Raw genomic sequence first — 26,802 nt, 5'->3', positions numbered from 1 at the left:
GAGGAGGGGGTTAGACGATGAGTCCGAATCCAGCCGCGCCTGCCGACCGAGATCCGGATCTGATTCCGCTTTCGAGGGCGCAATACGGAATGTGGCTCGCGAACAATCTCCCCGGCGGCCCGAACGTCAATATCGCGCACTACGTCGAGATCGAGGGGCCTATAGACTACGACGCGTTCACCAAAGCGGTGAACGACGCCGGCCACGAGACCGAGTCTCTTGTTGTCCGGGTGGTCGAATCCGGCGGTCACCCGTATCAATTCGTCGACCGCAGCATCGTCTACGACGAACCGTTGCTGGATCTCAGCGCCGAAGACGATCCGTACGCAGCGGCGATGGAATGGATGCGCCGTGACTACAACACCAAGGCTATCGATCTGGCCCGGGACCGGCTCGCCGCGACGCGGCTCATCCGGCTCGGCGAAGACCGGTATCTGTGGTACGCGCGCGCCCATCATCTGATGACCGATGGCTACGGCGCGTTCAACATCCTGAACCGAGTGGCCGAGCACTACAACGCGCTGCTCGAGGGCAGGCCGCCGGCCCGACTGGCGGCGGCCCGGCTGGCGGATATCATCGTGGCGGAGCGCGAATATCGCATGAGCCGCCGGTTCGACACCGACAAGGCGTACTGGCTCGAGAAGGTCGCCGATCTGCCGTCGACGACGAGTCTGTCCGGTCGCACCGCCAAGTGGAGCGAAGTCGACCGCTTCGCCGGTCGGCCGCTGCCGTCGCGGTTGACCGCCATGCTCGACCGTTTCGCCGACGACCTGCACGCGTCGGCCGCGCAGGTGGTGGTGGCCGCGTTCGCCGCGTTTCTCGCCCGCATGACCGACACCGACGACGTCGCCCTGTCGCTGCCGGTGACCGGACGGGTGACGATGCGCTTGCGGAACGCCGCCGCGATGTTGGCGAATATGGTGCCGATCCGATTCGCCGTGGACGCGACGACCACCGTGGAAGGGCTGATTCGCGCATCGGTGTCCGAGCTCGTCCTGGCGATGCGGCACCAGCTCTACCGGTTCGAGGATCTGCGCCGCGATTCCAACGCGTTGGACGCGGCCGCGACCTCGTTCGGTCCGATCGTCAATATCTTGTTCTTCGATTCCGAGATTCGGCTCGGATCGGCGATCGGCCGCTACCGCGCACTGACGTCCGGGGCTCTGGACGACTTGCAGCTCAATATGTACCGCTCCGGGGCCGACGCGCCACTGCTCATCGAATTGCACGGCAACGCCAACCTGTACAGCCAGGACGAACTCGACGTGCACACCAGTCGATTCGTCGACTTCCTGCATCGCATGATCGACTCGCCCATCGACACTTGCCTGGTCGACATCCCGCTCGTCGATCCTGCCGAGGAACGGCGCATGCTCGGCGAACTCGCCGGCCGCGACGGTGCGGCGACCTCTGCGACACTGGTCGATCTGCTGACGCGACAGGCCGCGGCCACCCCGTCCGTGGTCGCTGTCACGTCGGGTACGACCGCCCTCACCTACCGTGAGCTCGACGAGCGCTCGAACCGGTTCGCCCGCAAGCTCATCGCCCTCGGTGCGGGGCCGGATTCGCTGGTGGCCATCGCGATGCCACGCGATGCCGATCTGATCATCGTCGCGCTGGCGGTGCTGAAGTCGGGTGCCGGGTATCTGCCGCTGGATCTCGCGCACCCGCTCGATCGACTCGACTACGTGCTGAACGACGCCGATCCGATCGCTGTGGTGACAAACCGGACCCTGCGCTATCAGGTGCCCGGGGATGCCGGCCCCGTGGTGCTTTTCGACGACGACCCAGGTGTGGAAACCGATCGTCCGATCACCGATGCGGATCGTACCCGCCCGCTGCGCCTCGACAACGTCGCCTACGTCATCTACACCTCCGGATCGACGGGACGGCCGAAAGGCGTGCCGATCACCCATCGCGCCGTCGCCACCTACCTGACGAACGCGTGTACCGAAATCGGAGTCCGCGCCGGCGACGTGTGGACGTTGTTCCATTCGTTCACGTTCGACTATTCGGTGTGGGAGATCTTCGGTGCGCTGGTAACCGGCGGCCGGGTGGTCGTGGTGGACAGCCCTGCGACGCGTTCGCCGGATGACGTCGTGCGCCTGGTGGCGCGCGAGAAGGTGAGCGTCCTCAGCCAAACACCCTCGGCATTCCATCAATTCGCGACCGCGCGACAGCGATATGTCGACGCCGGCGAGCTCGACGGCGTGCTTTCGGTGCGACTGGTCGTTCTCTCGGGTGAGGCTCTCGATCCGGCGGGTTTGTCGGACTGGTACGAGCACAATCCGAACCTGCCCGTGCTGGCCAACAGCTACGGCATCACCGAAACCACCGTCTTCGTCACCTATCTCCGGTTGACCCCCGACATCGCCGTGCCGGGCGCACCGAGCACGATCGGTCCACCGCTGCCGGGCTTGCGCGTGTACACCCTGGACGAACGATTGCGCCCGGTGCCGCTGGGAGCTTGGGGTCAGATCTACGTCGCGGGAACGCAACTCGCCCGCGGCTACCTCGGCCGCCCCGGATTGACCGCGGGACGCTTCGTCGCCGACCCGTTCGGCGGGCCGGGTGAGCGCCTCTATCGCAGCGGCGACGTCGCTCGCCGAAATAGTAAGGGCGAGTTGGAATATCGCGGACGAGCCGACCAGCAGGTGCAGCTGCGCGGGTTCCGGATCGAGCTGGACGAGGTCCGCAGTGCGCTGCTCAGCCACAGCGTGGTCTCGACGGCGGTCGTCATCGTGCACCTGCCGGGCACGGAAGCGGCCCGGCTGGTCGCCTACGTCGTGCCCGCTGCCGACGCGGTCTGCGAGCCCGAGGTGCTGCGCGCGCATGTCGGGTCGATGCTGCCGGAATACATGGTCCCGGCACACATTGTCGTTCTGCAGGCGTTGCCGCTGACCGTCAACGGCAAAGTCGACTATCGGGCGCTGCCCGAGCCGGCCTTCGGCTCGGCCGCGCCGTACGTAGCGCCGAGCACCGTCGTCGAGGAGACCATCGCCGACGTCTTCGCCGAGGTCCTGGGTACTCCGCAGGTGGGTGTGCTGGATAGCTTCTTCGACCTGGGCGGCAATTCGCTGACCGCTACCAGCGCTTCCGTGCGGATCGCCGAGCTGACCCGGTGCGAGGTATCGGTGCTCGACGTGTTCGGCAAGCCGACCGTCGCCCAACTCGCCGCCCATATCGAAGCCGGTCAGCAATCCAGCCGCCCTGCCCTGCGGGCGCAGCCACGCGTCGAGCCCATTCTGTTGGCGCCCGCACAGAACCGGATCTGGCTGATCAATCAGGTCGACCCGGGGTCGGCGGCGTACAACATACCGCTGGTGCTGCAGCTGACCGGACACCTCGACGCCACGGCGCTGCGTTCGGCGCTGACCGACGTGATCGAACGGCACGAATCCCTGCGAACCGTTTATCCCGCCGTGAATGGCCAAGGGACGCAGGTGATCCTGTCGGCCGAGCAAGTCGCTGCTGATCTCGATTCGACCCCACAGCCCACCCGCCCCGATGATGTCGACAACCGGATCCGCGAGCTGGCTTCGACCGGGACCGACGTGCGCCGACGTCCGCCGATCCGGATCGCACTACTGGCGTCCACCGACCAGCGGCGGCACGTCTTGGTCGTCGTTCTGCACCACATCTGCTGCGACGGATCGTCGCTGCCGCCGCTCGCGGCCGATTTCGCAGCGGCCTACCGAGCGAGGTCGCAGGGACACGGCCCGGACTGGCGACCACTGACCGTGCAGTACGCCGACTACAGCATCTGGCATCGCAGTGTGCTCGGCGACGAAAACGATCCGGACTCACTCGCGGCGCGCCAATTACGTTACTGGACAACTCAATTGGCGGGGATGACTCGGCTGCTGGATCTCCCCGTCGACCGTCGACGGGCGACTCGCCAGTCCATGCTCGCCGACGTCGTCGACTCCGTGCTCCCCGCCGAGACCTGCGCCGGGATCGAGCGGGTGGCGCGCCCGGCGAACGCCACGACCTTCATGGTCGTTCATGCCGCGTTGGCCGTTCTGCTCACCCGGCTGTCGGATTCGGCAGACATCACCATCGGGACGCCGGTCGCGGGCCGCGGCGAGCGCGCGTTGGAACCGCTGATCGGCATGTTCGTCAATACGGTGCCACTGCGCACCCAGGTGCGCGGCGACGAATCGTTCACGGAGTTTCTGACGCGAGTCAAAGACATCGATATCGAAGCTTTCGCCCACAGCGACCTGCCGTACGAACGCGTCGTCGAAGCAGTCGATCCGATGCCGTCGCTGGCGCACGAACCGCTGTGTCAGGTGTACCTCGCCTTCGACAACATGGACCGCCCGAGCCTGGAACTGTCCGAGCTCACCGCCGAGATCCTGGATCCTGGACCGCAACCGGCGAAGGTTGACATCATCGTCACTGTCGCCGAGAACGGTAGGGCAGCAAGCGATCTCGCACTACGGATCAATTACGCGACCGACTTGTTCGATCGGGGGACGATCGAGGATTTCGCCGCGCGACTGCATCGGATCCTCGAGTCGGTCGTGTCGAATCCACAGCAGCGAGTGGGTGCTGTCGATGTGCTGTCGAGGACCGAGCGAGCCGCGTTGGTGCCCGCGTCGGGCGGCTGTGCCGAGGCACCACGGGTGCTGGCGGAGTTGCTGACGGTCCAGGAGCCGGATGCCGTGGCGATCGTGTCGGGAGAACGCACGGTGTCGTACGGGGAGTTGGATGTCTGGTCGAATCAGCTCGCTCGGTTGCTGATCGAGTGGGGGACGGGCCCGGATGATCAGGTCGCGCTGGTGATGGCGCGGTCGGTGGAACTCGTGGTGGGGATGTGGGCGGCGGCGAAGGCGGGTGCGGCATTCGTCCCGGTGGATCCACGGAATCCGGCCGAGCGTGTCGCGCTCATGGTCGCGGATGTTCGGGTGGTGTTGACGGTGGAAGCAGCCCAGGGCCTGCTCCCGTCCGCGGTCGCGCGGTTGATTCTCGATGATCCGGGCACCGAGGCCTGCATCGCGGCGCGATCCCCGGCCGCCGTGACGGACACGGATCGGATCCGCGCCTGCCGTGCCTCGAACACGGCGTACGTGGTGTACACCTCGGGGTCGACGGGCGAGCCGAAGGGCGTCACTGTGACGCACGAGGGCTTGGCGAATTTCGCCGCCGAACAACGTGAACGCTATCGGATCGACAGTTCCGCGCGGGTGTTGCAGGTGGCGGCTCCGGGCTTCGATGCGGTGGTCCTGGAGTTGCTGATGGCGCACCCGAACGGTGCGGCCTTGGTGGTGTCGCCGCCGGATGTCTTCGCTGGGGATCGCTTGGCGGAATTGATTCGCACGCAACGGGTTTCGCATGCATTCATCACCCCCAGCGTGCTGGCGACGATGTCGCCCGCCGATGTGGATTCGTTGCACGTATTGGTCGCCGGTGGAGAGGCGGTGTCGGCGGAAACGGCCGCGGTGTGGAGTCCCGGCCGTCGGTTGTTCAACGGATACGGGCCGACCGAGACCACGATCATGGTCGCGATCAGTGACCCGCTGTGCTTCGGTGCCCGCGTCACGATCGGTGGCCCGATCCGCGGTGTCGAGGCCCTGGTATTGGACGCGAATCTGCAGCCGGTACCGGTAGGGGTGACCGGACAGCTGTACATCTCCGGGATCCATCTCGCCCGCGGATACCTGGACCGACCCGCGGACACCGCGGCGGCATTCGTGGCCAATCCGTTCGGTGCGACGGGAGCACGTATGTACCGCACCGGCGACCTGGCCCGCTGGACACCCGGGCGCACCCTCGAATACGTCGGGCGCACCGACTTCCAGGTGAAGATCCGCGGCCAGCGCATCGAGCTCGGCGAAATCGACGCCGTCCTCGCCGGGCATCCAGCGGTGGCGGTCGCGGTGACGGTCAGCGTTGCGACGGAGAGCGGGCAGAGGCTTGCCGCCTATGTCATGCCGGCGACGGATGCCGTCAACGTCGCCGAGCTGACGGCCTACGCCGCACAACGCCTGCCGTTGCACATGGTTCCGGGCGCAATGACGGTGCTCGACGCGCTACCACTGACATCGGTGGGCAAGATCGACCGTGCCGCGTTGCCTGCACCGGTGTTCGCCGCCGAGACCATCGAGTTCGTCGCGCCACGCGACGCGGCCGAGCAGATCGTCGCCGATGTGTGCAGCGCTGTGCTGGGCATCGATCGCGTCGGCGTCCTCGACAACTTCTTCGATCTCGGTGGCAACTCGCTGTCGGCGACGCGAGTGGCCGCGCGGCTGAGCGCTGTGTTCGGTGTCGATATTCCGCTGCACACCGTGTTCGACGCGCCGACCATCGCGGCATTCGCCGAGGATCTGCGGGCTATCGAGGCACCCGGGCGGGAACCGCTGATTCCGCAGGAACGTCCGGCGCGGATCCCGCTGTCGCCCGCCCAGGCCCGCATGTGGTTTCTCAATCAGTTCGACACGGGCTCGGCGCTGTACAACATCGCCCTGGTCGTGGGCATGTCGGGACCCCTCGACGTGGCAGCCATGCACGCGGCGATCGCCGATGCGCTCGACCGGCACGAAGCTCTCCGGACCGTTTACCCCGACAGCGACAGCGGACTGCATCAGCTGATCGTGTCGGTGCAGGCGGCACTACCCCCGCTGGAGCCGGTTGAGGTGGCGGCGGCAGACGTCGAGGCGCACATCGCCGCGGCGGCCGCGATCGGTTTCGACGTCACCCGCGAGGTTCCGTTCCGAATCACGTTGCTGCGTAGTGCATCCGATCAACACACCCTGGTCCTCATCGTCCATCACATCAGCTTCGACGGATCCTCGCTCGCACCGCTGGCCGCGGACCTGATGACCGCCTACAATGCCCGCATCCGGCACAAGGCGCCGCAGTGGTCGCCGTTGTCGGTGCAGTACGCGGATTACGCTCTGTGGCAACGGAAATGGCTCGGCGCCGAGGACGACCCGAACTGCCCGGCCGCCACCCAGATCGAGTATTGGCGGGCTTCTCTGGCCGATCTGCCCGAAGTGCTCGACCTGCCCACCGATCGTCCGCGCCCGGTGCGGCAATCGTTCCGCGGTGCGACGGTCTCGGCGACACTGCCCGCCGACCTCGGTCGTGACCTGGTCGCCCTGGCCCGCCGCCGCGACGTGACCGTCTTCATGGTGCTGCACGCGGCGTTTGCCGCACTGCTGGCGCGGCTTTCGGGAACCGGTGACATCGCTGTCGGCACACCCATCGCCGGTCGCGGCGAACCAGGGCTCGAGCGCCTGGTCGGAATGTTCGTCAACACCCTGGTACTCCGGACGCGCATCGAACCCGGCGCGTCCTTCCTCCAGATCCTGGAGCAGGTCCGGGCTACCGATCTGGCCGCCTTCGACCACGCCGACATCCCGTTCGAGCGCCTGGTCGAAGTGCTGAATCCGCCACGCACGACGGCCCACGCGCCGTTGACGCAGGTGGGTTTCTCGTTCCACAACATCGAGATTCCCACGGTACGGTTCGAGGAACTGACGGTGTCGGCCCGGACCGCCGATCCGAGCGTGGCCAAATACGATTTGCATCTGAATCTCGTCGACACCGCGGAGCGCGACGGTGAACCGGGCGCGATGGCAGTCGAATTCAATTACGCCACAGACCTTTTCGATGAGGCGACGATCCTTTCGATGGTCGATCGATTTGTGCTGCTGCTGCGGGCGATAGTCGCCGATCCCGCCCGCGCGGTCGGTGACATCGAGCTGCTGACCGCGCACGAGGCGCGCGAGCTGGCCGCACGCGAAACCGGGGGGACGACGCCGCCGTCGTCTGCGACGATCGCGGACCTGTTCGCCGCGCAGGCCGCGGCGACGCCGGACAGCACGGCCGTGATCGACTCCGAAGGCAGCGCGCGACTGAGCTACGGAGAGTTCGCGGCGCGGGTGAATTCGCTGGCGCATGCGTTGATCGGACGCGGAGTTGGCCCGGAAACCATTGTGGCCGTGGCGATGCGTCGCTCCATCGACCTGCTGACCACGCTGTATGCGATCCACGCGGCCGGAGGGGCCTACCTGCCTCTGGATCCGGATCACCCGCTCGAGCGCGTGCGCGCCGTGCTCGCCGCCGCACGGCCGCGGGCGGTGCTCACCCGCCCGTTCGACGAAGCGAGTCTGCCCGACGACGTCCCGATATGGGCGTTCGCGGAACTCGACGCCGAGTGTTGGGATGGGTCGCCGGTGACGGACGCCGATCGGCTCGAGCCGCTGCATCCCGAGAACCTGGCGTATGTCATCTATACCTCGGGCTCGACCGGGGTACCGAAGGGTGTGGCGGTACCGCATGCCGCGGTGGTCAATCAACTCCGCTGGATGTGCGAGCACTACCGGCTCGGCGACGACGTCATGCTGTTGCGGACTCCGGTCACCTTCGACCTGTCGGTCTGGGAGTTGTTCTGCCCCTTGTCATGTGGTGCGAAGTTGGTTGTCGCGGGCCCCGACGGGAGCGGCGACCCGGATGCGGTGGCCGGGTTGATAGCCGAACATCACGTGACGACAGCGGATTTCGTGCCGTCATTGCTCTCGGTGTTCCACCAGACGGCCGACGGACGCCAGTTCCCAGACCTGCGGCGCGTGCTGTGCATCGGCGAGGCGCTACCGGCCGAAACCGTCCGCCGTTTCCGCGATCTCAGCGACGCGCGCATCGACAACCTGTACGGGCCGACGGAGGCCGCCGTCAGCGTCACCGCGTATCGCATCGACGGAATCGACGGCGGCGCGGTGCCGATCGGGGTTCCCGGGCCGAATGTCATCGTGCATGTGCTGGATTCGCGACTGCACTCCGTTCCGGTGGGGGTGTCCGGTGAATTGTATCTGGGCGGCATCCAGCTGGCCCGCGGATACCACCAACGTCCCGATCTGACGGCGGCGACGTTCGTCGCCGACCCGCTCGACGGCGCGCACGGATCTCGCCTGTACCGCACCGGCGACCTTGTTCGCTGGGATAAGGGCGGCGCCCTGCGCTATGTCGGCCGCGCCGACGATCAGGTGAAGATTCGCGGGCTGCGGATCGAATTGGGCGACATCGAGGCAGCGCTGCTCGCGCAGGAACAGGTGACCGCGGCCGTTGCGCGGGTGCATTCCGGCCGCGACGAGCAACGCTTGGTCGCCTACGTGGTCACCCCAGAGGCAGTGGACACCAAGCAGATTCGACGACTCTTGCTGGAGCGACTGCCGGCGTATATGGTGCCGTCCGCGATCGTCCGGATCGACGCCGTCCCGCTCACGGCGAACGGCAAGGTCGACAGCCGGGCATTGCCTGCTCCGGATCCGAGCGACCTCGCGGAATACCGGGCGCCGCGAGGGCTCGTGGAGCAGGCCGTCGCCGAGGTTTTCGCCGAGCTGCTCGGCCTGCCGACGGTCGGCGCGGACGACGACTTCTTCGACCTGGGTGGGAATTCGCTCGTCGCCACGCGGGCGCTGAGCCGGATCGGCGCCATGGTCGACGCGACCGTACCGGTGCGAATGATGTTCGAGGCGCCCACCGTCGCCGAGTTGGCCGAGCGCATCGCACAGCTGCGGGGGGTGCCGGGTCTGCTCGCGCCGACGCCGAAACCGAGACCGGACCGTCTGCCGTTGTCGACGGCGCAGGCCCGCATGTGGTTCCTCAACCAGTTCGATCCGGCTTCGCCAGGATACATTGTGCCGCTGGCGATTCGGCTCGACGGAGTACTCGATTTCGATGCGCTCACGGCGGCCGTCGGGGATGTCGTCGAGCGGCACGAGAGCTTGCGCACCGTGTACCCGGCGGTGGACGGCACGCCCACTCAGGTGGTGCTGGACGCGGCCGATGTCGTCGCGGGCTGGGACCTCAGCCCGCAGCAGATCGATGAGCGCAAGCTGGCACATCGGCTGGCGGCGTTCTCGAACACCGGATTCGATGTGTCGAAGGGCGTGCCGGTGCGGGTCGCGCTGTACCAGCTGGCGGACACGGCCTGGGTGGTCGCGGTAGCCGTGCACCACATCAGTTGCGACGGTTATTCGGTGGCGCCGCTGGCCGCCGATATCGTGACGGCCTATCGGGCGCGGGCCGGCGGAAACCTGCCGGACTGGGCGCCGCTCACCATCCAATTCGCCGATTACGCCCTGTGGCAGCGCGAGGTGCTCGGCTCGCCGGACGACCCGGATTCGCCCGTGTCCCGCGATGTCGCTTACTGGCGAACCCGACTCGCGGACATACCCGAACTGCTCGAGCTGCCTACCGATCGACCGCGCCCGGTGGAGCAGACCCACCGCGGCGCGGTGATCCACGTCGAGATTCCGGCGGACCTGCAGAGCCGGGTGGAGTCCCTGGCCCAGCGATCCCGGGCGACGACGTTCATGGTGGTGCACACGGCACTCGCGGTGCTGCTGTCACGGCTGTCCGGCAGCGACGACATCACCATCGGCGTGCCACACGCGGGTCGCGGCCACCGGGCGCTCGACCACCTCGTCGGGATGTTCGTCAACACCTTGGTCCTGCGCACCCGCGTCACGCTCGATCAGACGTTCACCAGCCTGCTGGATGCGGTGCGGCACAGCGACATCGAGGCCTTCGACCATACCACCGTGCCGTTCGAGCAGCTGGTGGAAACGCTGAATCCGGCACGGTCGACAGCGCACACGCCGTTGTTCCAAGTCATGCTCGCCTACCAGAACATGGTACGGGCGCGCGTGGAACTTCCGGGTCTCACCGTCGAGACCATCGACCCGGGCGACAGTGCCGCGATCTACGACCTGCTGCTCATGATGACGGAGGACCACGGGCCGGACAACGAGCCGACCGGCATGACGCTGCGGTTGACCTACGCCACCGACCTGTTCGACGCGAACTCCGCACAGCGTTTCGCCAACCGGTTCGTTCGCCTGCTCGACGGCATCGCGACCGATGCCGACTCGCCGATCAGTGAGCTCGATCTACTCGATGCCGCCGAGCGGCAGCTGGTGCTCAAGCGTTGGAACGACACCGGCGACCCCGTATCAGTGGGCCGAACCCTGGTGGACGCCTTCGGTGAACAGGTGGAATGCAGCCCGGATGCTCCGGCGATTCGGCTTCCGGACGGCGATGCGCTGACCTACCGGGATTTCGCCGCCCGCGTCAATCGGCTGGCCAGGTGGCTCATATCGTGTGATGCGAGGTCGGAAACTGTTGTAGCCGTCGCTATTCAGCGATCGATCGACCTCGTGACGGCGCTGTATGCGGTGCTCGAGGCGGGTGCTGCGTTCCTGCCGATCGACCCGAATCAACCGAGCGAGCGAATCGCCGGCGTGCTGGGGGCGGCGCGACCGCTGATGGTGCTCACGACATCAGCGGACGGCGACGGACTGCCCGAGGGATTCTCCTCCGTTCGAGTCGATCGGCTGGATCTGGCCGGGCTGTCCGGTGCCCCGATCACCGACATGGAACGGTGTGCGCCGCTGCGGCCGGACAACGTGGCCTACGTCCTGTTCACCTCCGGCTCCACCGGCGTCCCCAAAGGGGTGGCCCTGACCCATGCCGCGACGATGAGTCAGCTGGCGTGGGCACAGCAGCAGTGGCCGCACACCGCGGCCGACCCGGTGCTGTACAAGACTCCGATCACCTTCGACATCGCCGTGTGGGAGTTGTTCTGGCCGTTGCAAATCGGCGCGCACATCGTGGTGGCAGAACCCGACGGGCACCGCGACCCGGCCTACTTGGCGGACTTCATCGCGAGCCGAAACATCAGCACCGTGCATTTCGTCCCGTCGATGCTCGATGTTCTCCTCGAAGCCGTCGGTGATGCCGAATTGCCCTCTGTCCGGCGGATATTCGTCGCCGGTGAGGCGCTGGCACAGCACACCGTCGACGCCGCGGTACGCGTGTTCACCGAAGCAGAGGTGGTGAACTGGTACGGCCCGGCCGAGGCCGAGGTGGTCACCGCCGCGCGCTGCCTGCCCGGTGCGACGACCCCTGCGACGGTCCCGATCGGCGCGCCCGTTTCCGGCATGCGGGTCTACGTGCTCGACAAGCGACTGCAACCGGTGCCGGTCGGTGTTGTCGGCGATCTGTATGTCTCGGGTGTGCAGTTGGCGCGCGGTTATCACGGCCGCGCGGACCTGACGTGCACAGCCTTCCTCGCGCATCCGTTCGGCGCGCCCGGGGAGCGGCTGTATCGCACCGGTGACCTGGTGCGGTGGACGATAGCTGGAGAGCTGGATTTTCTGGGCCGCAGCGATTTCCAGGTGAAGGTCCGCGGTCAGCGGGTGGAGCCTGGGGATATCGAAGCGGCGGCGTGCGCGATACCGGAGGTTGCTCGTGCTGTTGCCGTCGCGACCTCGGAGCGAATCGTCGCCTACGTGACGCTCGCGCCAGGAGCGGTGACCGATGGTCGCGCGATTCGCGACCAGCTCGCTCGCACGCTGCCGTCGTATATGGTTCCGGTCCGCGTCGAGGTACTCGAGGAGATGCCGCTCACCCCGAACGGCAAGCTCGACCGAGCCGCGTTGCCGCAGCCGACGTTCGACGACGACGAGGAGTTCGTGCCGGCGTGCACCGAACGCGAAGCGGCACTGGCCGATATCGTCGCCACAATCACGGGCAGCGACCGGGTGAGCGTGCGGGCGAACCTGTTCGAGATCGGTGTCGACTCGCTCTCGGCTGCCCGGATCGCCGCGCGGGCCGAGGCGGCGCTCGGTGTCCAGGTCGGTATCCGCGATATCTTCGAGGAGCCGACGATCGCCGGATTGGCGGCACGCTTGGCGCAGCGCACGCAGTCGTCGCTGATACCGCTCGCGCCGCGGCCGCGCCCTGCGACGATCCCGCTTGCGGCGGCGCAACGAAGGTTGTGGTTCATCAACCAGTTCGATACCGCGTCGGCGGCCTACAACATCGGTTTCGCGGCCCGGTTGAACGGCGTGCTGGACGTCGATGCGTTGCGTGCGGCCTTCGAGGATGTGGTGGCCCGGCACGAGCCACTGCGGACGGTGTATCCCGTGGTCGGCGGCGAGCCATGTCAGGTCGTGCGGGATGTGGCGACAGTAGTCGATGGCCTGGCACTGGATGCGGAGCCGGTCGCTGAGGAGATCGTGCTGGGCGAGCGGATCCGGCAGACCGTCGAGACGGGCTTCGACGTCTCGGCAGCGGTGCCCGTGCGGGCGCGGCTGTATAGCACCGGCCCTGACGAGCACATCCTGGTGCTGGTCGTCCATCACATCGCCGCCGACGGCTCGTCGATGGCGCCGCTGGCTCGCGACTTGTTCGCCGCCTATCGCGCGCGAGTGAAAGACCAAGCGCCGCAATGGAAACCGCTGCAAGTCCAGTACGGTGACTATGCGTTGTGGCAGCGGGAGATGCTCGGCGCCGAGGACGATCCGCCGTCGGTGATCGCGCGGCAGATCGGGTACTGGACCGAGGTTCTCGCTGACGCCCCAGAGCTGCTCGACCTGCCGACCGATCGACCTCGGCCTGCGACCATGTCGATGGTCGGCGGCAGTGTTCGCTTCGGCATACCGCAGCGGCTACACGACGCGGTCGTGCGGCTGGCCCGTCGAGAGGGCGTGACCGTATTCGTCGTGCTGCATTCCGCACTGGCAATCGTCTTGGCGCGCACCGCGCACACCGGTGACGTGTCGGTCGGCACGCCCGTGGCGGGTCGCGGCATCCCGGCGCTGGACGATCTCGTCGGCATGTTCGTCAACACCGTGGTGCTGCGCACGCCCGTGCGCGACGACAGGTCCTTCCAGCACCTTGTCGCGCAGGTGCGCGGTGTCGACTTCGAGGCGCTCGCGCACGCGGATCTGCCCTATGAGCGACTGGTCGATCTGCTCGACCGGCCCCGGTCGACGGCGTATACGCCGCTCTATCAGGTGCTGTTCGGGTTGCAGAACACCCCGGCGGCCCGGTTCGAGCTGCCGGACGTCGATGTCGAACTGCTCGATCCCGGTATCGCGCAGGCCAAGACCGACCTCACGGTGTTGCTGACCGAACGCCTCGACGGTGATCGACCTGCCGGGATCGATGGCGAAATTATCTATGCCACAGATATTTTCGTCGAATCAACCGCGCAATCGCTGGCCGAGCGATTCATCCGCGTCCTCGATGCAGTGGTCTGCGATCCGACGCGGCGGGTGGGCGACATCCCGCTGATCGGCAGCGGGGAGGCCGAACGGCTGGTCCCGGCGCGCGGCAGCGCCGCCCCCGCGCCGCGTCTGCTTCCCGATCTGCTGGCCTCGGCCGTGGCAACCACCCCCTCGGCGATCGCCCTGATCGACGGCACCCGGACCCTTACCTACATCGAACTCGACCGCCGCGCCAATCAGATTGCGGCGCAATTGCTTTCCTGGGGAGCAGGGCCAGGAACCTGCGCTGCGCTGGCCGTGCCACGATCGGCCGACTATCACGTCGCCATGTGGGCGATCACGAAGACCGGCGCCACCTTCGTGCCGGTGGACCTCCGCTATCCGCCGGAGCGGATCGCCTACCTGCTGCACGACTCCGGTGCCGAAGTCGGCATCACGGTCGCGGCCGCCTGCACATCCCTGCCGGACGGCGTCCGCTGGCTGGTGCTCGACGACCCGCGCACGGCCGCCGACATCGCCGCCCGTCCCGGCCACGCGGTATCGGACGCGAAGCGCCCACGCGCACTGTGGATTCGGGATGCGGCATATGTGATCTACACGTCGGGTTCGACAGGGACGCCAAAGGGCGTGGTGGTTACCCATGAGGGGCTGGCGGCCTTCGCGGCCGAGCAGCGCGAGCGCTATCGGGTGGAGGGCACGTCGCGCGTACTGCAAGCTGCGGCACCCGCCTTCGACGCGGTCCTGCTGGAAGCGTTGATGGCGCACGCCGCCGGCGCGGCGCTGGTGGTCTCGCCGCCGGAAGTACTCGGCGGCGCAGACCTGGTCGCGCTGATCCGAACGCATCAGGTGACACATGCGTTCCTGACACCGAGTGTGCTGGCGACGATGTCCCCCGCCGAGGTGGATTCGATGCGGATGCTGGCGGTCGGCGGCGAAAAGGCGGCGGAGGATCTGATTGCCGCCTGGGCGGCCGGGCGGCGATTGCACCACATCTACGGTCCGACCGAGACGACTATCGTGATCACGATCAGCGACCCTGTGCGCCCAGGCGAGGTGCTCACGATCGGCGGACCGATCCGCGGTGCGGAGGCGGTGGTGCTGGACGCGCGGCTGCGGCCGGCGCCGATCGGAGTAGCGGGTGAGCTGCACTTCTCGGGGGCCGCGCTGGCGCGCGGTTACCTGAATCGCCCTGCGACAACGGCAAGTTCGTTCGTGGCGAACCCCTATGGTGCGCCGGGCTCACGGATGTACCGCACCGGCGACATCGTCCGCTGGACCACGCAGGGCACGCTGCAATACATCGGGCGCCTCGATTTCCAGATCAAGATTCGGGGCCAGCGTGTCGAGCTGGGCGAGATCGATGTCGCGCTGCTCACGCATCCGGCGGTCGCCAGTGCGGTCACCGTGAGTCGTACGGGGCCCGGCGGGCAACCTGTGCTCGCCGCGTACATCACGGCCGAACCCGCAGCAGTCGCCGATCCGAGCGCGGTACTCGATCACGTGGCGGCCGCCTTGCCCGCCCACATGGTGCCGGCGACGATCACAGTGCTCGACCACTTGCCGCTCACCTCGACCGGCAAGGTGGATCGAGAAGCGTTGCCGGAGGCCGTCTTCGAGACCTCCGAGGACGGTGCCGCCGCGGCATCGACCGAACTGGAGCGCGCCATCGCCGCCGCCTTCGCGGATGTCCTGGGCGTCGCGACGGTGGGCGCCACAACCTCCTTCTTCGCGCTCGGTGGCGATTCGATCATGTCGATCCAGTTGGCCTCGCGACTGAAGTCCGCGGGCATCGGCGTGACGGCTCGAGACATCTTCGAGCGCAAGACAGTTCGCGGACTGGCGCGGGTGGCGCAGGCCGCTGAGCGGGCGTCGCTCGACGAGCTGCCCGGCGGTGGTGTGGGCGAGATTGCGTTCACGCCGATCGTGTCCTGGTTCGTCGAGCGACTCGGGGCACCGGCTCGGTTCGCGCAGTCCATGCTGGTGCGCTTGCCGCGTGACGCGCGCGTCGAGGACGTGCTCTCGACCGTGCGGGCGATCGTCGAACACCACGATGTGCTGCGCTCGCGGCTCGATGCCCAAGGCTGGGAGGTGCTGGCACCGAGCGCTGCCGATACCGCCTGTTCGGTCTCCGTCCGAACCTTCGGTGCCGGTGAGGCTCCGGGTAGCGCCGGTTTCACCGCCGTGGTGGAGGCGGCGGCCACCGCGGCGTTCGACCGGCTCGACCCGGCGGCAGGCAGGATGGTGCACGTCGTGTGCCTGCTGCCCGAAGAAGGCGTCGACGCGGAGGCCCGTGCCCTCATCGTGATCCATCACCTGGCAGTCGATGCGGTGTCGTGGCGGATTCTGCTGCCCGACTTCGTGACTGCGTGGCAGCAGATCACCGAGGGGCGGCCGGTCGAGTTGGCCGCGTCGGGCACCTCTATGCGTCGCTGGTCGGCTGCGTCGATCGCCGCCGCGGCAGCGCGCGCCGGCGAATTCGAGCTGTGGCATCGGATCTGTTCGGCACCCGATCCGTTGCTCGGACGTGCGGATTTGGATCCCGCGCTGGACACGCAGTCGACCGTGCGTCAGCTGACCGTGTCGCTCCCGGCCGACGTGACCTCCGCGTTGCTCGACGAGGTGCCCGAAGCCGTGCGCGGCAGCGTCGACGATGCGCTGCTGGCCGCTCTTACCGTGGCCCTGACTCGCTGGCGGCATCGTCGCGGCATTGCGTATGCGGGCATGAATGTCCTACTGGAGGGGCACGGTCGCGAGGAGCAGATCGCCGAGGGCGCAGACGTCTCCCGAACCGTTGGCTGGTTCACCACTCGATATCCGGCGGCGCTCGACCTGAGTGGTGTCGATCTCACTGATATGCGCGCGGCGGTGAAATCCGTCAAAGACCAGCTCCGCGACATCCCGGACAAAGGAATCGGTTACGGCCTGCTGCGCTATCTGAATACCGAGACGGCCGAGCGACTCGCGGTACTGCCGGAGCCGCAGATCAGTGTCAACAATCTCGGGCGAATCGGCATCGATCTCGCGACATTGTCGGATCTGCCGTGGGTTCCGACCGGCGAACCTTTCGACCGACGGGCCGCATTCGATCCGGATATGCCGGCGGCGGCGGTCCTCACGATCGACGTGAACATCGTCGACGCGGCGGCCGGACCTCAGCTGTCGGCGTACGTCGGCTACGCCTCGCGGTTGCTCGACCACGACGACGTGGCCGAACTCGTCGAAGAATGGGTCGATGCCCTGACCGCCATCGCGGCCGTCGCGAACCAGGACTGGGGACTGACTCGAGCCGACGTTCCGCTCGTCGACCTCACCCAGCGCGATCTGGACGAGTTTGCCGACCGGTACGGACGATTGCGCGACGTGTGGCCGTTAGCGCCGCTGCAGGCGGGGCTGCTGTTCCACGCCGAGGTCGCCGCGGGCCATCTCGACGTCTACATCGCGCAATCGGTACTCACGTTGTCGGGCGCGGTCGACGACCACCGCCTTGAGCGCGCCGCGCGGGCCTTGCTTGCACGCCATCGCAACCTGCAGGCCGCCTTCACCCGAACCGCCGAAGGCCTTCCGGTACAAGTGATTCCGGTCGATACCGCCGTCCCATGGCGCAACATCACGCTGTCCGAGCGCACACTGGACCTGGACGAAATAATCGATGCCGAGCGGGCGGCCGGGTTCGATCCGGCTGATCCGCCGCTGCTGCGGTTCGTGCTCGTCACGGTGGGACCGCAAGACTTCCGGCTGATATTGACCGCCCATCACCTTCTGCTCGACGGCTGGTCGCTGCCGCTGCTGTGGCGTGAACTGATCGGCTTGTACGCGGTGGACGCACAGCCGTACCTGTTGCCCGATGCGGTGCCCTACCGCGACTACCTGGAATGGCTGGCCCGGCGCGACCGTACCGGAAGCGTCGAGGTGTGGCGGGACGCGTTGAGCGGTGCCGAGCCCACGCTGGTCGCAGATCCGCACACCGATACGACCGCGACCATCCCGATCGATCTGCCGGTCGTTCTCGATCGCGACGCGACGGCCGAGTTGGTGGAATTCGCCCGGACACACGCGGTGACGATGGCGACGATCGTCCAGTTCGCCTGGGCTGTGGTATTGGGCAACCTGCTCGGCGCCGACCGTGTGGTCTTCGGCAGCACGGTGTCCGGCCGTCCCGCAGACGTGCCTGGGGTCGAGTCGATGATCGGTCTGTTCATCAATACGATTCCGGTCGTCGTCGAGGTGCGCCGGGACCGGAGCATCGAGGACGCGCTGACTCGATTGCAGGCCGACAACACGCGTCTGCTCGACCACCACTACCTCGAACTGCCGCAGATCTTGGCAGCCGCGGAAGCCGTGTCGCTGTTCGACACGCTGTTCGTGTTCGAGTCCTACCCGGTCGACAGCAGCGGATTGGGCGACGCAAACATAGGTGGCATGCGGGTGGTCTCGGCGGGAGGTCGCGACGCCGCGCATTACCCGATCACCGTGCAGGCGCACCACACCGACCAACTGCACGTCCGCCTGCGCTACCAGCAGGACCGCATCGACGACGAGACAGCGTCCGGTCTCGCCGCCCGGCTCGATATCGTGCTGCGCGCGATCACGTCTGATCCGCACGCGCGGCTCGATTCGGTCGATCTGCTGTCCGCGGCCGATCGGCGTGAACTGGTGCCGGCCACGGGTGGCGGTGCCGTGTCGCCGCAGCTGCTGGCGGAGTTGCTGGTCGGGAGCGTGCACGTGAATCCCGTTGCAGCAGCGCTGCTTTCGGATTGTAGCACGATGTCCTACGCCGAGTTGGATGCCCGGTCGAACCAGCTGGCGCGGCAATTGATCGAGTGCGGTATCGGCCCCGGCGATCAAGTCGCGCTGGCGATGGCGCGGTCGGCGGAGTTCGTGCTCGGCCTGTGGGCGACGGCGAAGACGGGTGCGGCGTTCCTGCCGATCGATCCGCGCAATCCGGCCGAGCGCGTGGCACACATGATCGCGGACTCCGGTGTGCGGGTCGCGCTCACCGTCGAGGCATCGCGGGATCTGCTTCTCGACGTGGTGTGCCCGCTGGTCCTCGACGATCCGGACACCGAGACCGCTATCGCGGCGAAGTCTGCGGCCGCTGTCACCGACTCCGAGCGGCCGCGGACGCCACAGCTCCAGGATGCGGCGTACGTGATCTACACCTCGGGGTCGACCGGAATCCCGAAGGGCGTCGTGGTCACCCACGAGGGGCTGGCGAATTTCGCCGCAGTAGTGCGTGACCGCTTCGGCATGGACACCGGTTCGCGCGTGCTGCAGGCGGCTGGTCCCGGTTTCGATGTGATGGTCCTCGAAGTACTGCTGGCCCACACGAACGGTGCATTGCTGGTGGTGGCGGCACCTGACGCGTTCGCCGGCGACGAGCTGGCGGAATTGATTCGGGCGCAACGGGTATCGCATGCATTCATCACCCCGAGCGTGCTGGCCACCATGGCACCGGCCGGTATGGATTCGTTGCGAGTGCTGACCGCCGGCGGCGAGGCGGTGACACCGGAGCTGGTCTCGGTGTGGGCGCCCGGCAGGCGGCTGCTGAACGGCTACGGACCGACCGAGGCCACGATTCTGGCCGGGATCAGCGGTCCGCTGCACCCGGGCGATGTGGTGACGATCGGCGGACCGATCCGTGGCGTCGAGGCCGTCGTGCTCGATCCGTGGTTGCGGCCGGTGCCGGTCGGGGTGGTGGGGGAGTTGTATCTCGCGGGCATCCAGCTGGCGCGCGGGTATGTGAACCGGCCTGCGGCCACCGCGGGTGCGTTCGTGGCGAATCCCTTCGGCGCGGCAGGGTCGCGCATGTACCGCACCGGCGATCTTGCCCGCTGGACCTCGGACCACGCCGTGGAGTACCTCGGCCGCCGCGATTTCCAGGTCAAGATCCGCGGTCAACGCATTGAACTCGGCGAGATCGAGGCCGTGCTGTCGGAGCATCCCGGAGTCGACCACGCGGTGGTCGTGTTGCGCACAGACGAGCGCGGCACCGACCAACTCGTCGGCTATCTGGTCGGCTACGGACGCATCGATCCGAGCGACGTCAAGGCTGCTGCCCGACGTCATCTGCCCGCGCACATGGTGCCCAACGTGCTGATACAGCTCGCCGAGCTCCCATTGACCGCGACCGGCAAGCTGGATCGGGCGGCACTACCCACGCCGGCATTCCCGGACGAGCGGGAATGGGTCGCCCCGAGTACCGACGCCGAACAGCGCATCGCGGACGTTTTCGGCGATGTATTGGGTGGCGGCGAAGTCGGCGCAGCGGACAGCTTCTTCGAACTCGGCGGCAATTCGCTGTCGGCGACGCGCGTGGTTGCGCGATTGCGCACGACACTCGACGTGAGCGTCGGTATTCGGGACCTGTTCGACGCACCGACAGTCGCCGAACTGGCCGCGCACCTCACTACCGCCGACCGGAACGTCGCTGTGCCGCCTGCACCGCGCACCCGCCCAGCTCTGGTCCCGCTGTCCCCAGCGCAGCAGCGGATGTGGTTCCTCAATCAATTCGACACCTCGGTCGGCGCGTACAACATTCCGCTGGTGATCCGGCTGCGGGGCGAGCTCGATATCGATGCGCTGCGGCACGCGTGCGAGCTGGTCATCGACCGGCACGAGTCGCTGCGAACCAAGTTCCCGATGATCAACGCGACGCCCTGCCAGGTCACGGTCGGCGTCGACGAGGTCGCACCGGCTCTGACGCCGATCCGGGTCGACGAACAACATGTGATGGAGCGGGCGGCGGCGGTGGTCTCCGCGGGCTTCGATGTAACCCAAGCACCTCCGGTGCGAGCCGAATTGTTCGCCATCGGCGACCGTGATCACGTGCTGGTGCTCTGCGTGCATCACATCTGCGCCGACGGACAGTCGATGATGCCGCTCGCGCGGGACGTGGCAATGGCCTACCAGGCGAGTAGGCAAGGGACACAACCGAACTGGCCGCCCCTTCCGATCCAGTACGCCGACTACGCCCTGTGGCAGCGCGAGGTGCTCGGCGACGAACACGAGCCGGACTCGCTCGTCTCCCGGCAGTTGCGATTCTGGACCGACAGCCTCACCGAACTGCCCGAACTGCTCGAGCTGCCGACCGACCTGCCCCGGCCGCCGGTGGCGTCCATGCGCGGCCGCGCGGTCGATTTCGAGCTGTCCGCCGAGTTGCACGCCCGCATCGACGCCCTCGCCCGCGAGGCCAACGCAACGGTGTTCATGGTCCTGCACGCCGCCTTGACCGTGCTGCTGTCCAGGCTGGCCGACGTCGACGATGTCGCGATCGGCACCCCGGTGGCCGGCCGCGGCGACCGCGAACTCGACGATCTGATCGGCATGTTCGTCAACACGCTGGTGTTGCGGTCGCGGGTGTCGTCGCGGCAGCCGTTCGCCGACCTGCTCGCTGCTACCCGCGAAATGGATCTCGCCGCGTTCGCCCACGCCGATGTGCCCTTCGAGGAGGTCGTGGAGGCGCTGAATCCGCGGCGGTCGACCGCGCACATGCCGCTCTATCAGGTGACCCTCGACGTCCAGGATCTCAGCGCGGCCGCGTTGGAGCTGGCGGGGCTCACCGTCGAACCGATCGAGAACGGCTTCGACCAGGCCCACGCAGATCTGAACGTCAAGCTCGTCGAACGGTTCGGTCCGGGGGGTCGTCCCGACGGCATGGTCGGACGACTGACCTTCGCCACCGATCTGTACGTCGAGCAGACGATGATTCGGTTCGCGCACGCGTATACCCGGATCCTGGAGCAGGGGGCCGTGAATCCGGCTGTTGTCGTGGGCGATATCGACATCATGGATCCCGACCAGCGGCGCGAGGTGCTGGCCGCTGCCGGAGTCGACGGCGTCGCGGTCGCAGATGTGACCCTGGCCGAGCTTTTCACTTCCCGCGTCTCGGCGCAGCCGGATGCGGTCGCGGTGACCGATGGTGTGGCGCAGCTGACCTACGCGGAGCTGGATCGGCGCGCCACCCAGCTCGCCGTTCGGCTCACCGAGCGCGGTGTCGGGCCGGAAACCCTGGTGGCAGTGGCGTTGTCGCGTTCAGTCGACCTGGTCGTGGGCTTGCTTGCGGTCGTGCGCGCAGGCGCCGGTTATCTGCCACTGGATATGACGAACCCGCCGCAGCGATTGCGCTTCATCCTCGACGACGCGCGTCCGGCCGCGGTGTTGACCTCTGTCGAAATGGCCTCGGACGTAACGGGATACGCGGCATCGACGCTACTGATCGAAGAATCCGGGGCCGCGGTCCCGGATTGCTCTGGCCCCGTTCCCTCGGCCGCGCGACCGGACAACCTCGCCTACGTGATCTACACCTCCGGGTCGACCGGCACCCCGAAGGGAGTGGCCGTCAGCCATCGCGAAGCCGTCACATTGTTAACCCATGCCGCCGAACGATTCGACTTCCATTCCGACGACGTGTGGACGATGTTCCATTCGTACGCTTTCGATTTCGCGGTGTGGGAAATGTGGGGCGCCCTGCTGACCGGAGGCAGGCTGGTCGTCGTCGACTACAACACATCCCGGTCGCCAGAGGCGTTGATGGAACTGGCGGCGCGCGAGCGCGTCACGGTGTTGAGCCAAACCCCTTCGGCCTTCTACGGATTCCTCGACGCGGAGCGCCGATATCGCGAATCTGGTCGCAGCTGTGGCGATCTTGTGCTCCGGTACATCGTCCTCGGCGGCGAGGCGTTGGATGCGGCGAGGTTGACCGGCTGGTTCGCCGCGCATGAGCCCGGATCGCCGCAATTGGTCAACATGTACGGGATCACCGAGACGACCGTACACGTGACATTCGCCGAGGTCGATGACCCGAACACAGCCACGATCGGAACACCGCTGCCGGGGCTGCGGGTGTACGTGCTCGACGACCGGCTGCAGCCGGTACCGATCGGAGTCCGCGGCGAGATCTATGTCGCCGGAGGGCAACTCTCGCGCGGTTACCTGCGAGCCCCAGCGTTGACGGCGAGCCGCTTCGTGGCGAACCCGTTCGATCGGGACGGCGGCCGGGTATATCGGACAGGCGATGTCGGCCGCTGGCGCAAGACCAGCAGCGGGCTGGAGTTGACCTACGCCGGCCGAAGCGACGCACAAGTTCAGCTGCGCGGGTACCGGATCGAGCTGGGCGAGGTGGAGTCGGCGCTGCTACGGCATCCGTCGGTGTCGCGGGCCGCCACGGCGGTGCACCGCCACGAGCGCGACGTCGATCAGCTGATCGGTTACGTCGTCGGCACCGACGGGCAGCCGATCGATCCGGGCCAGGTCCGGGCGGCCGCCGCTGAGGTGCTGACGAGCTACATGGTGCCCTCGGTGGTCATGGTTTTGCCCGATCTGCCGTTGACCATCAACGGAAAGCTGGATCGAAAAGCACTGCCCGCTCCCGATTTCGACGGAGCAGTACATCGGGTCGTCGCACCGCGGACGCACACCGAGAAAGTGATCGGCGATGTGTACGCGCAGGTCTTGGGAACCCCCCGGGTCGGGGTGACCGACGGATTCTTCGACCTGGGGGGCAACTCACTGCTCGCCACCATGGCGGTAACAGAGTTGCGGACTCGTGGTGTGACGATCGAATTGCCCTGGATGTTCGAGGATGCGACTCCGCAGGCGTTGGCGCGCAGGGCCGACGACTCGGAAGGCGACTCCGGCCTGAAGGTGCTGCTGGCGCTGCGCGCGAGCGGATCCGAGCCGGCGGTCTTCGCCGTGCATCCGGCAGGCGGTCTGGCGTGGTTCTACGGCGGCATCATCGAACATCTGGATCCAGATCGGCCGGTGTACGGGTTGCAGGACCCGCACGTCGTGTCCGGCGAACCATGTGCGGAGTCCGTCGACGAACTGGCCGCACGCTATGTGGCCGAGATTCGCCGAGTGCAGCCTACGGGTCCGTATCACCTGCTCGGCTGGTCGTTGGGCGGACAGATCGCGCACGCTATGGCAGCACAGCTGCAGCGCGACGGTGATCGGGTCGGCATCGTGGCCATGCTGGACAGCGCAGCAGGTGCACCATCGCAACCGGCCGCGTCCCTTGCAGGCCGGCCCGCACCGGGACAGCTGATGGCCGATCTGCTCGGCGGCTGGCGGGAGCTGTTCGACCTCAGCGACGAGCTGCAGGCAACCACCCATGAGCAAGCGTGGAACGTCATCCGGGACCAGGTGATCGCAACCGGACTGTTCACCGCCGAACAGACGGATCGGGTGATGGAGAGCTTCCGAACCGCGAGCGATATCTCCGCCGGTTATCGGCCGAGCGTCTTCGACGGTGACCTGGTCTTCTTCACCGCCGGAATAGACCACGCGGACCACGACGCTCTCGCGCATACATGGCGGCCCTATGTCAGCGGCGACATTCACAACGTTGTCGTCGACGCCCGCCACCTCGAGTTGAGCCATCCACACGCGCTGGCAATCGTCGGCCCTGTCCTCGAAAGGTTCATGAAGCAATGCTGACCACTATGCAGCAACTGCGTCTCGACGACGGCAGAATGGTGACCTGCACGAGCCCAGCCGAGGCCCGGATGCTGTGGGGCGAGATGACCGCGACGCACGGGTTCTACCGGCGTGCCGCCGCGTGCCTTTGCCCTGGAGACGTTGCCCTCGACATCGGCGCCAACATCGGACTCAGCACGATGATGTTCGCCGACACCTGCCCCGGAATTCAGGTCATCGCGGTCGAGCCCGTACCGATGACCTTTCGTTGCCTGGACCGCAATATTGCAGCGCACGTTCCGGACGGGATATCCCTCGAGATCGCGGTCGGCGCCACGCCGGGCACGCGGCCGTTCACCTGGTATCCGCGCGCAACGGCGAACTCCGGTTTCTTCGCCGATCGCGAGGCAGACGACGAAGCCACCAAGATCTATCTGCGCAACTGCGGCTTGGACGACAAGGCCATCGCGCTCATCACCACCGGCCTGCACGACGGCGTACCACTGGAGGTCGAGGTCACCACTGTTTCGGCGATACTGGACGAACACTGCCGCGATAGGGAGATCGGGTTGCTCAAAGTCGATGTCGAGCGTGCGGAATTGGATGTCTTGCATGGCATCACCGACGCGGACTGGCGTCGTATCCACGTCGTCGTGGCCGAAGTCCATGATCGCGACGGCCGCCTGGGAGAAGTCTGCGAGCTGTTCGGCCGGCATGGCATGTCCGCGCAGACTCAGCAGGACCCGCGATTGATCGGAACCGAAATACACGAGGTGTTTGCCGCCAGGCCCCGCGCCGACTGACTCGAGCCGGACCAGTGACGCCGCAATTCCAACGGTGTGGCATCGGCGTCCAGGTGATGGATCGAATCATCGATCGGGCGGCCGCGAGAGCTATTCCGCACGTCGGTTTGGTCGCTGACGACAGCGTGACCGATTTCTACGAACGCTGGCAGCCGCACAGCAGCGGCCAGTATCTGCGGCTGAGCACCGACCATGGTTCACTGACACGTTCGCGTGCCATCGACTCCACTCCGCGCGCTGGGGGACACCCGTGAAAGCTGCAGGGAATATTCCGAATTCGCAACGATCCACGCTGCAGTCCGATCCTGATATGTACCGCCGATGAGGCTGCCGCCGAATGCTCGAGTCACATTATGCCGCAGCGTATCCGGTGAATTCATGCGCGGTCACCGTGACCATGCGACCACCCAGTGCCTTCACCGCCGAGCGAAAGCTGGGCCTACCACTGGGCGGTAACGGCATCGACCAGGCGGTCGAACCGTCTCCGGCGTCGATCGCGTGCACGGTGGTGCCGTCGGTCAGGATAAGGTGGCTTGCGTCGGTTATGCCGTCGTAGCGCAACGTGTTCGAGAACGGCGTCGGCTGCTGCCATATTCGGTGTCCGTCAGTGAGATCGAGACCGGCCAGCTCTGATCCATCGAGCGATCGGACGATCACGGTGTTATCCACTACTCCTTCTATCGCGCTCGTGCGTCCGCTGTACTCGTCGATGCCGATCTGCGCATTGGTCCAGAGGACTCGGCCTGTCGTTCGCTCGTAGGCGCTCTCGCCGGTGAGGATCGACGGCGGCGTCGCGGTTGCAGTCGGATACCACTCGAAGATGAAGCTGGCGTTGCTTACCTCGGTGATCGGGTGGCGATTGCGATCGAGAAGCGTGACCCTTCCCGCGCTCCCGCTGCGTTCGATCACCTGCGCAGCGACAATGCCGCCGTCGAAGGTGTAGGCAGCGGGTCCGGTGAACAGCGGCTCGCCGGTGCGCAGATCGTAGACGCGAACGCCACGGTCGTGCCCCTCCAGGAAGTAGTCCTGCGCGAGCACGTCGATCTTGGGAGTGACCGGGTCGCCGGGAACAGGTGTCGGATACGTCCGCCGCCAGGTCGCGTCGATATCGGAAACGGTCCCTCGGGCGACGACGGCGGTCATCCAGTCCGCGGTGCGGCCGGTTACGGAAACAACGCCGTCCCGCGCCGTCCCGTCCGTGAGCTCGAAGTCCGTCGTATGGTCCCCGAGTATTGCGCTCGTCGCAGCCTCGATGATCAACACTCGATGGGTGCCGTGGCAGGAGAGGAGTCCGTCGAATACCTGCTCACGGCAGCCGAGGAGTACGCCGACATCGGTCGTCCATCGCACCTGGCCGGTGTCCGGATCGATGCCGTGCATTCGCACCGGTCCGACGGTCAGTCCCACATTTTCGCCGGGCCTCGGCCCCCCGGGCACCGCGGTTGCCGCGACGATCATCGTCCCGGCGTCCATCGGCGAGCCGTAGCCGTAGTAGCTGTGCAGGTTCTGCGGCGCTGCCACGTTTGTTCGTCACGAGCGGTCTTGTCGCAGAGGCCAATCCGGAC

3 protein-coding genes are annotated in these 26,802 nt (G+C 66.9%); 2 read left to right on the top strand and 1 reads right to left on the bottom strand.

Annotated elements, in window-relative coordinates; translation table 11 throughout:
- Positions 1-17 precede the first annotated feature (17 nt).
- Both ACLMAL_RS28315 and ACLMAL_RS28310 read left to right on the top strand, forming a co-directional pair.
- Entirely contained in the window at positions 18-24,455 is a 24,438-nt protein-coding gene (locus ACLMAL_RS28315) for a non-ribosomal peptide synthase/polyketide synthase (protein WP_412001877.1), read from the top strand.
- Positions 24,449-25,237, top strand: a complete 789-nt coding sequence (locus tag ACLMAL_RS28310; protein WP_412001876.1) for an FkbM family methyltransferase — start codon at positions 24,449-24,451, stop codon at positions 25,235-25,237. The genes ACLMAL_RS28315 and ACLMAL_RS28310 overlap by 7 nt, the downstream gene beginning before the upstream one ends.
- A gap of 351 nt (positions 25,238-25,588) precedes the next feature.
- Here the strand turns inward: ACLMAL_RS28310 and ACLMAL_RS28305 are convergent, their stop codons facing one another.
- The gene (locus ACLMAL_RS28305; RefSeq protein ID WP_412001875.1) at positions 25,589-26,758 is read right to left on the bottom strand and encodes a PQQ-binding-like beta-propeller repeat protein; all 1,170 of its coding nucleotides are present in this window, start codon (positions 26,756-26,758) and stop codon (positions 25,589-25,591) included.
- Positions 26,759-26,802 lie beyond the last annotated feature (44 nt).

Origin of the sequence: Nocardia sp. CWNU-33 (assembly GCF_046764895.1) — a bacterium.
Lineage (GTDB): Bacteria > Actinomycetota > Actinomycetes > Mycobacteriales > Mycobacteriaceae > Nocardia.
Note: the sequence above shows the minus strand (reverse complement) of the source record. Positions and strands in the feature narration are given on the sequence as shown.

What these genes read in the sequence shown, in the direction of transcription:
- ACLMAL_RS28310 (WP_412001876.1), top strand. Translation starts at nt 24,449, where the DNA reads ATGCTGACCACTATGCAGCAACTGCGTCTCGACGACGGCAGAATGGTG.
- ACLMAL_RS28315 (WP_412001877.1), top strand. Translation starts at nt 18, where the DNA reads ATGAGTCCGAATCCAGCCGCGCCTGCCGACCGAGATCCGGATCTGATT.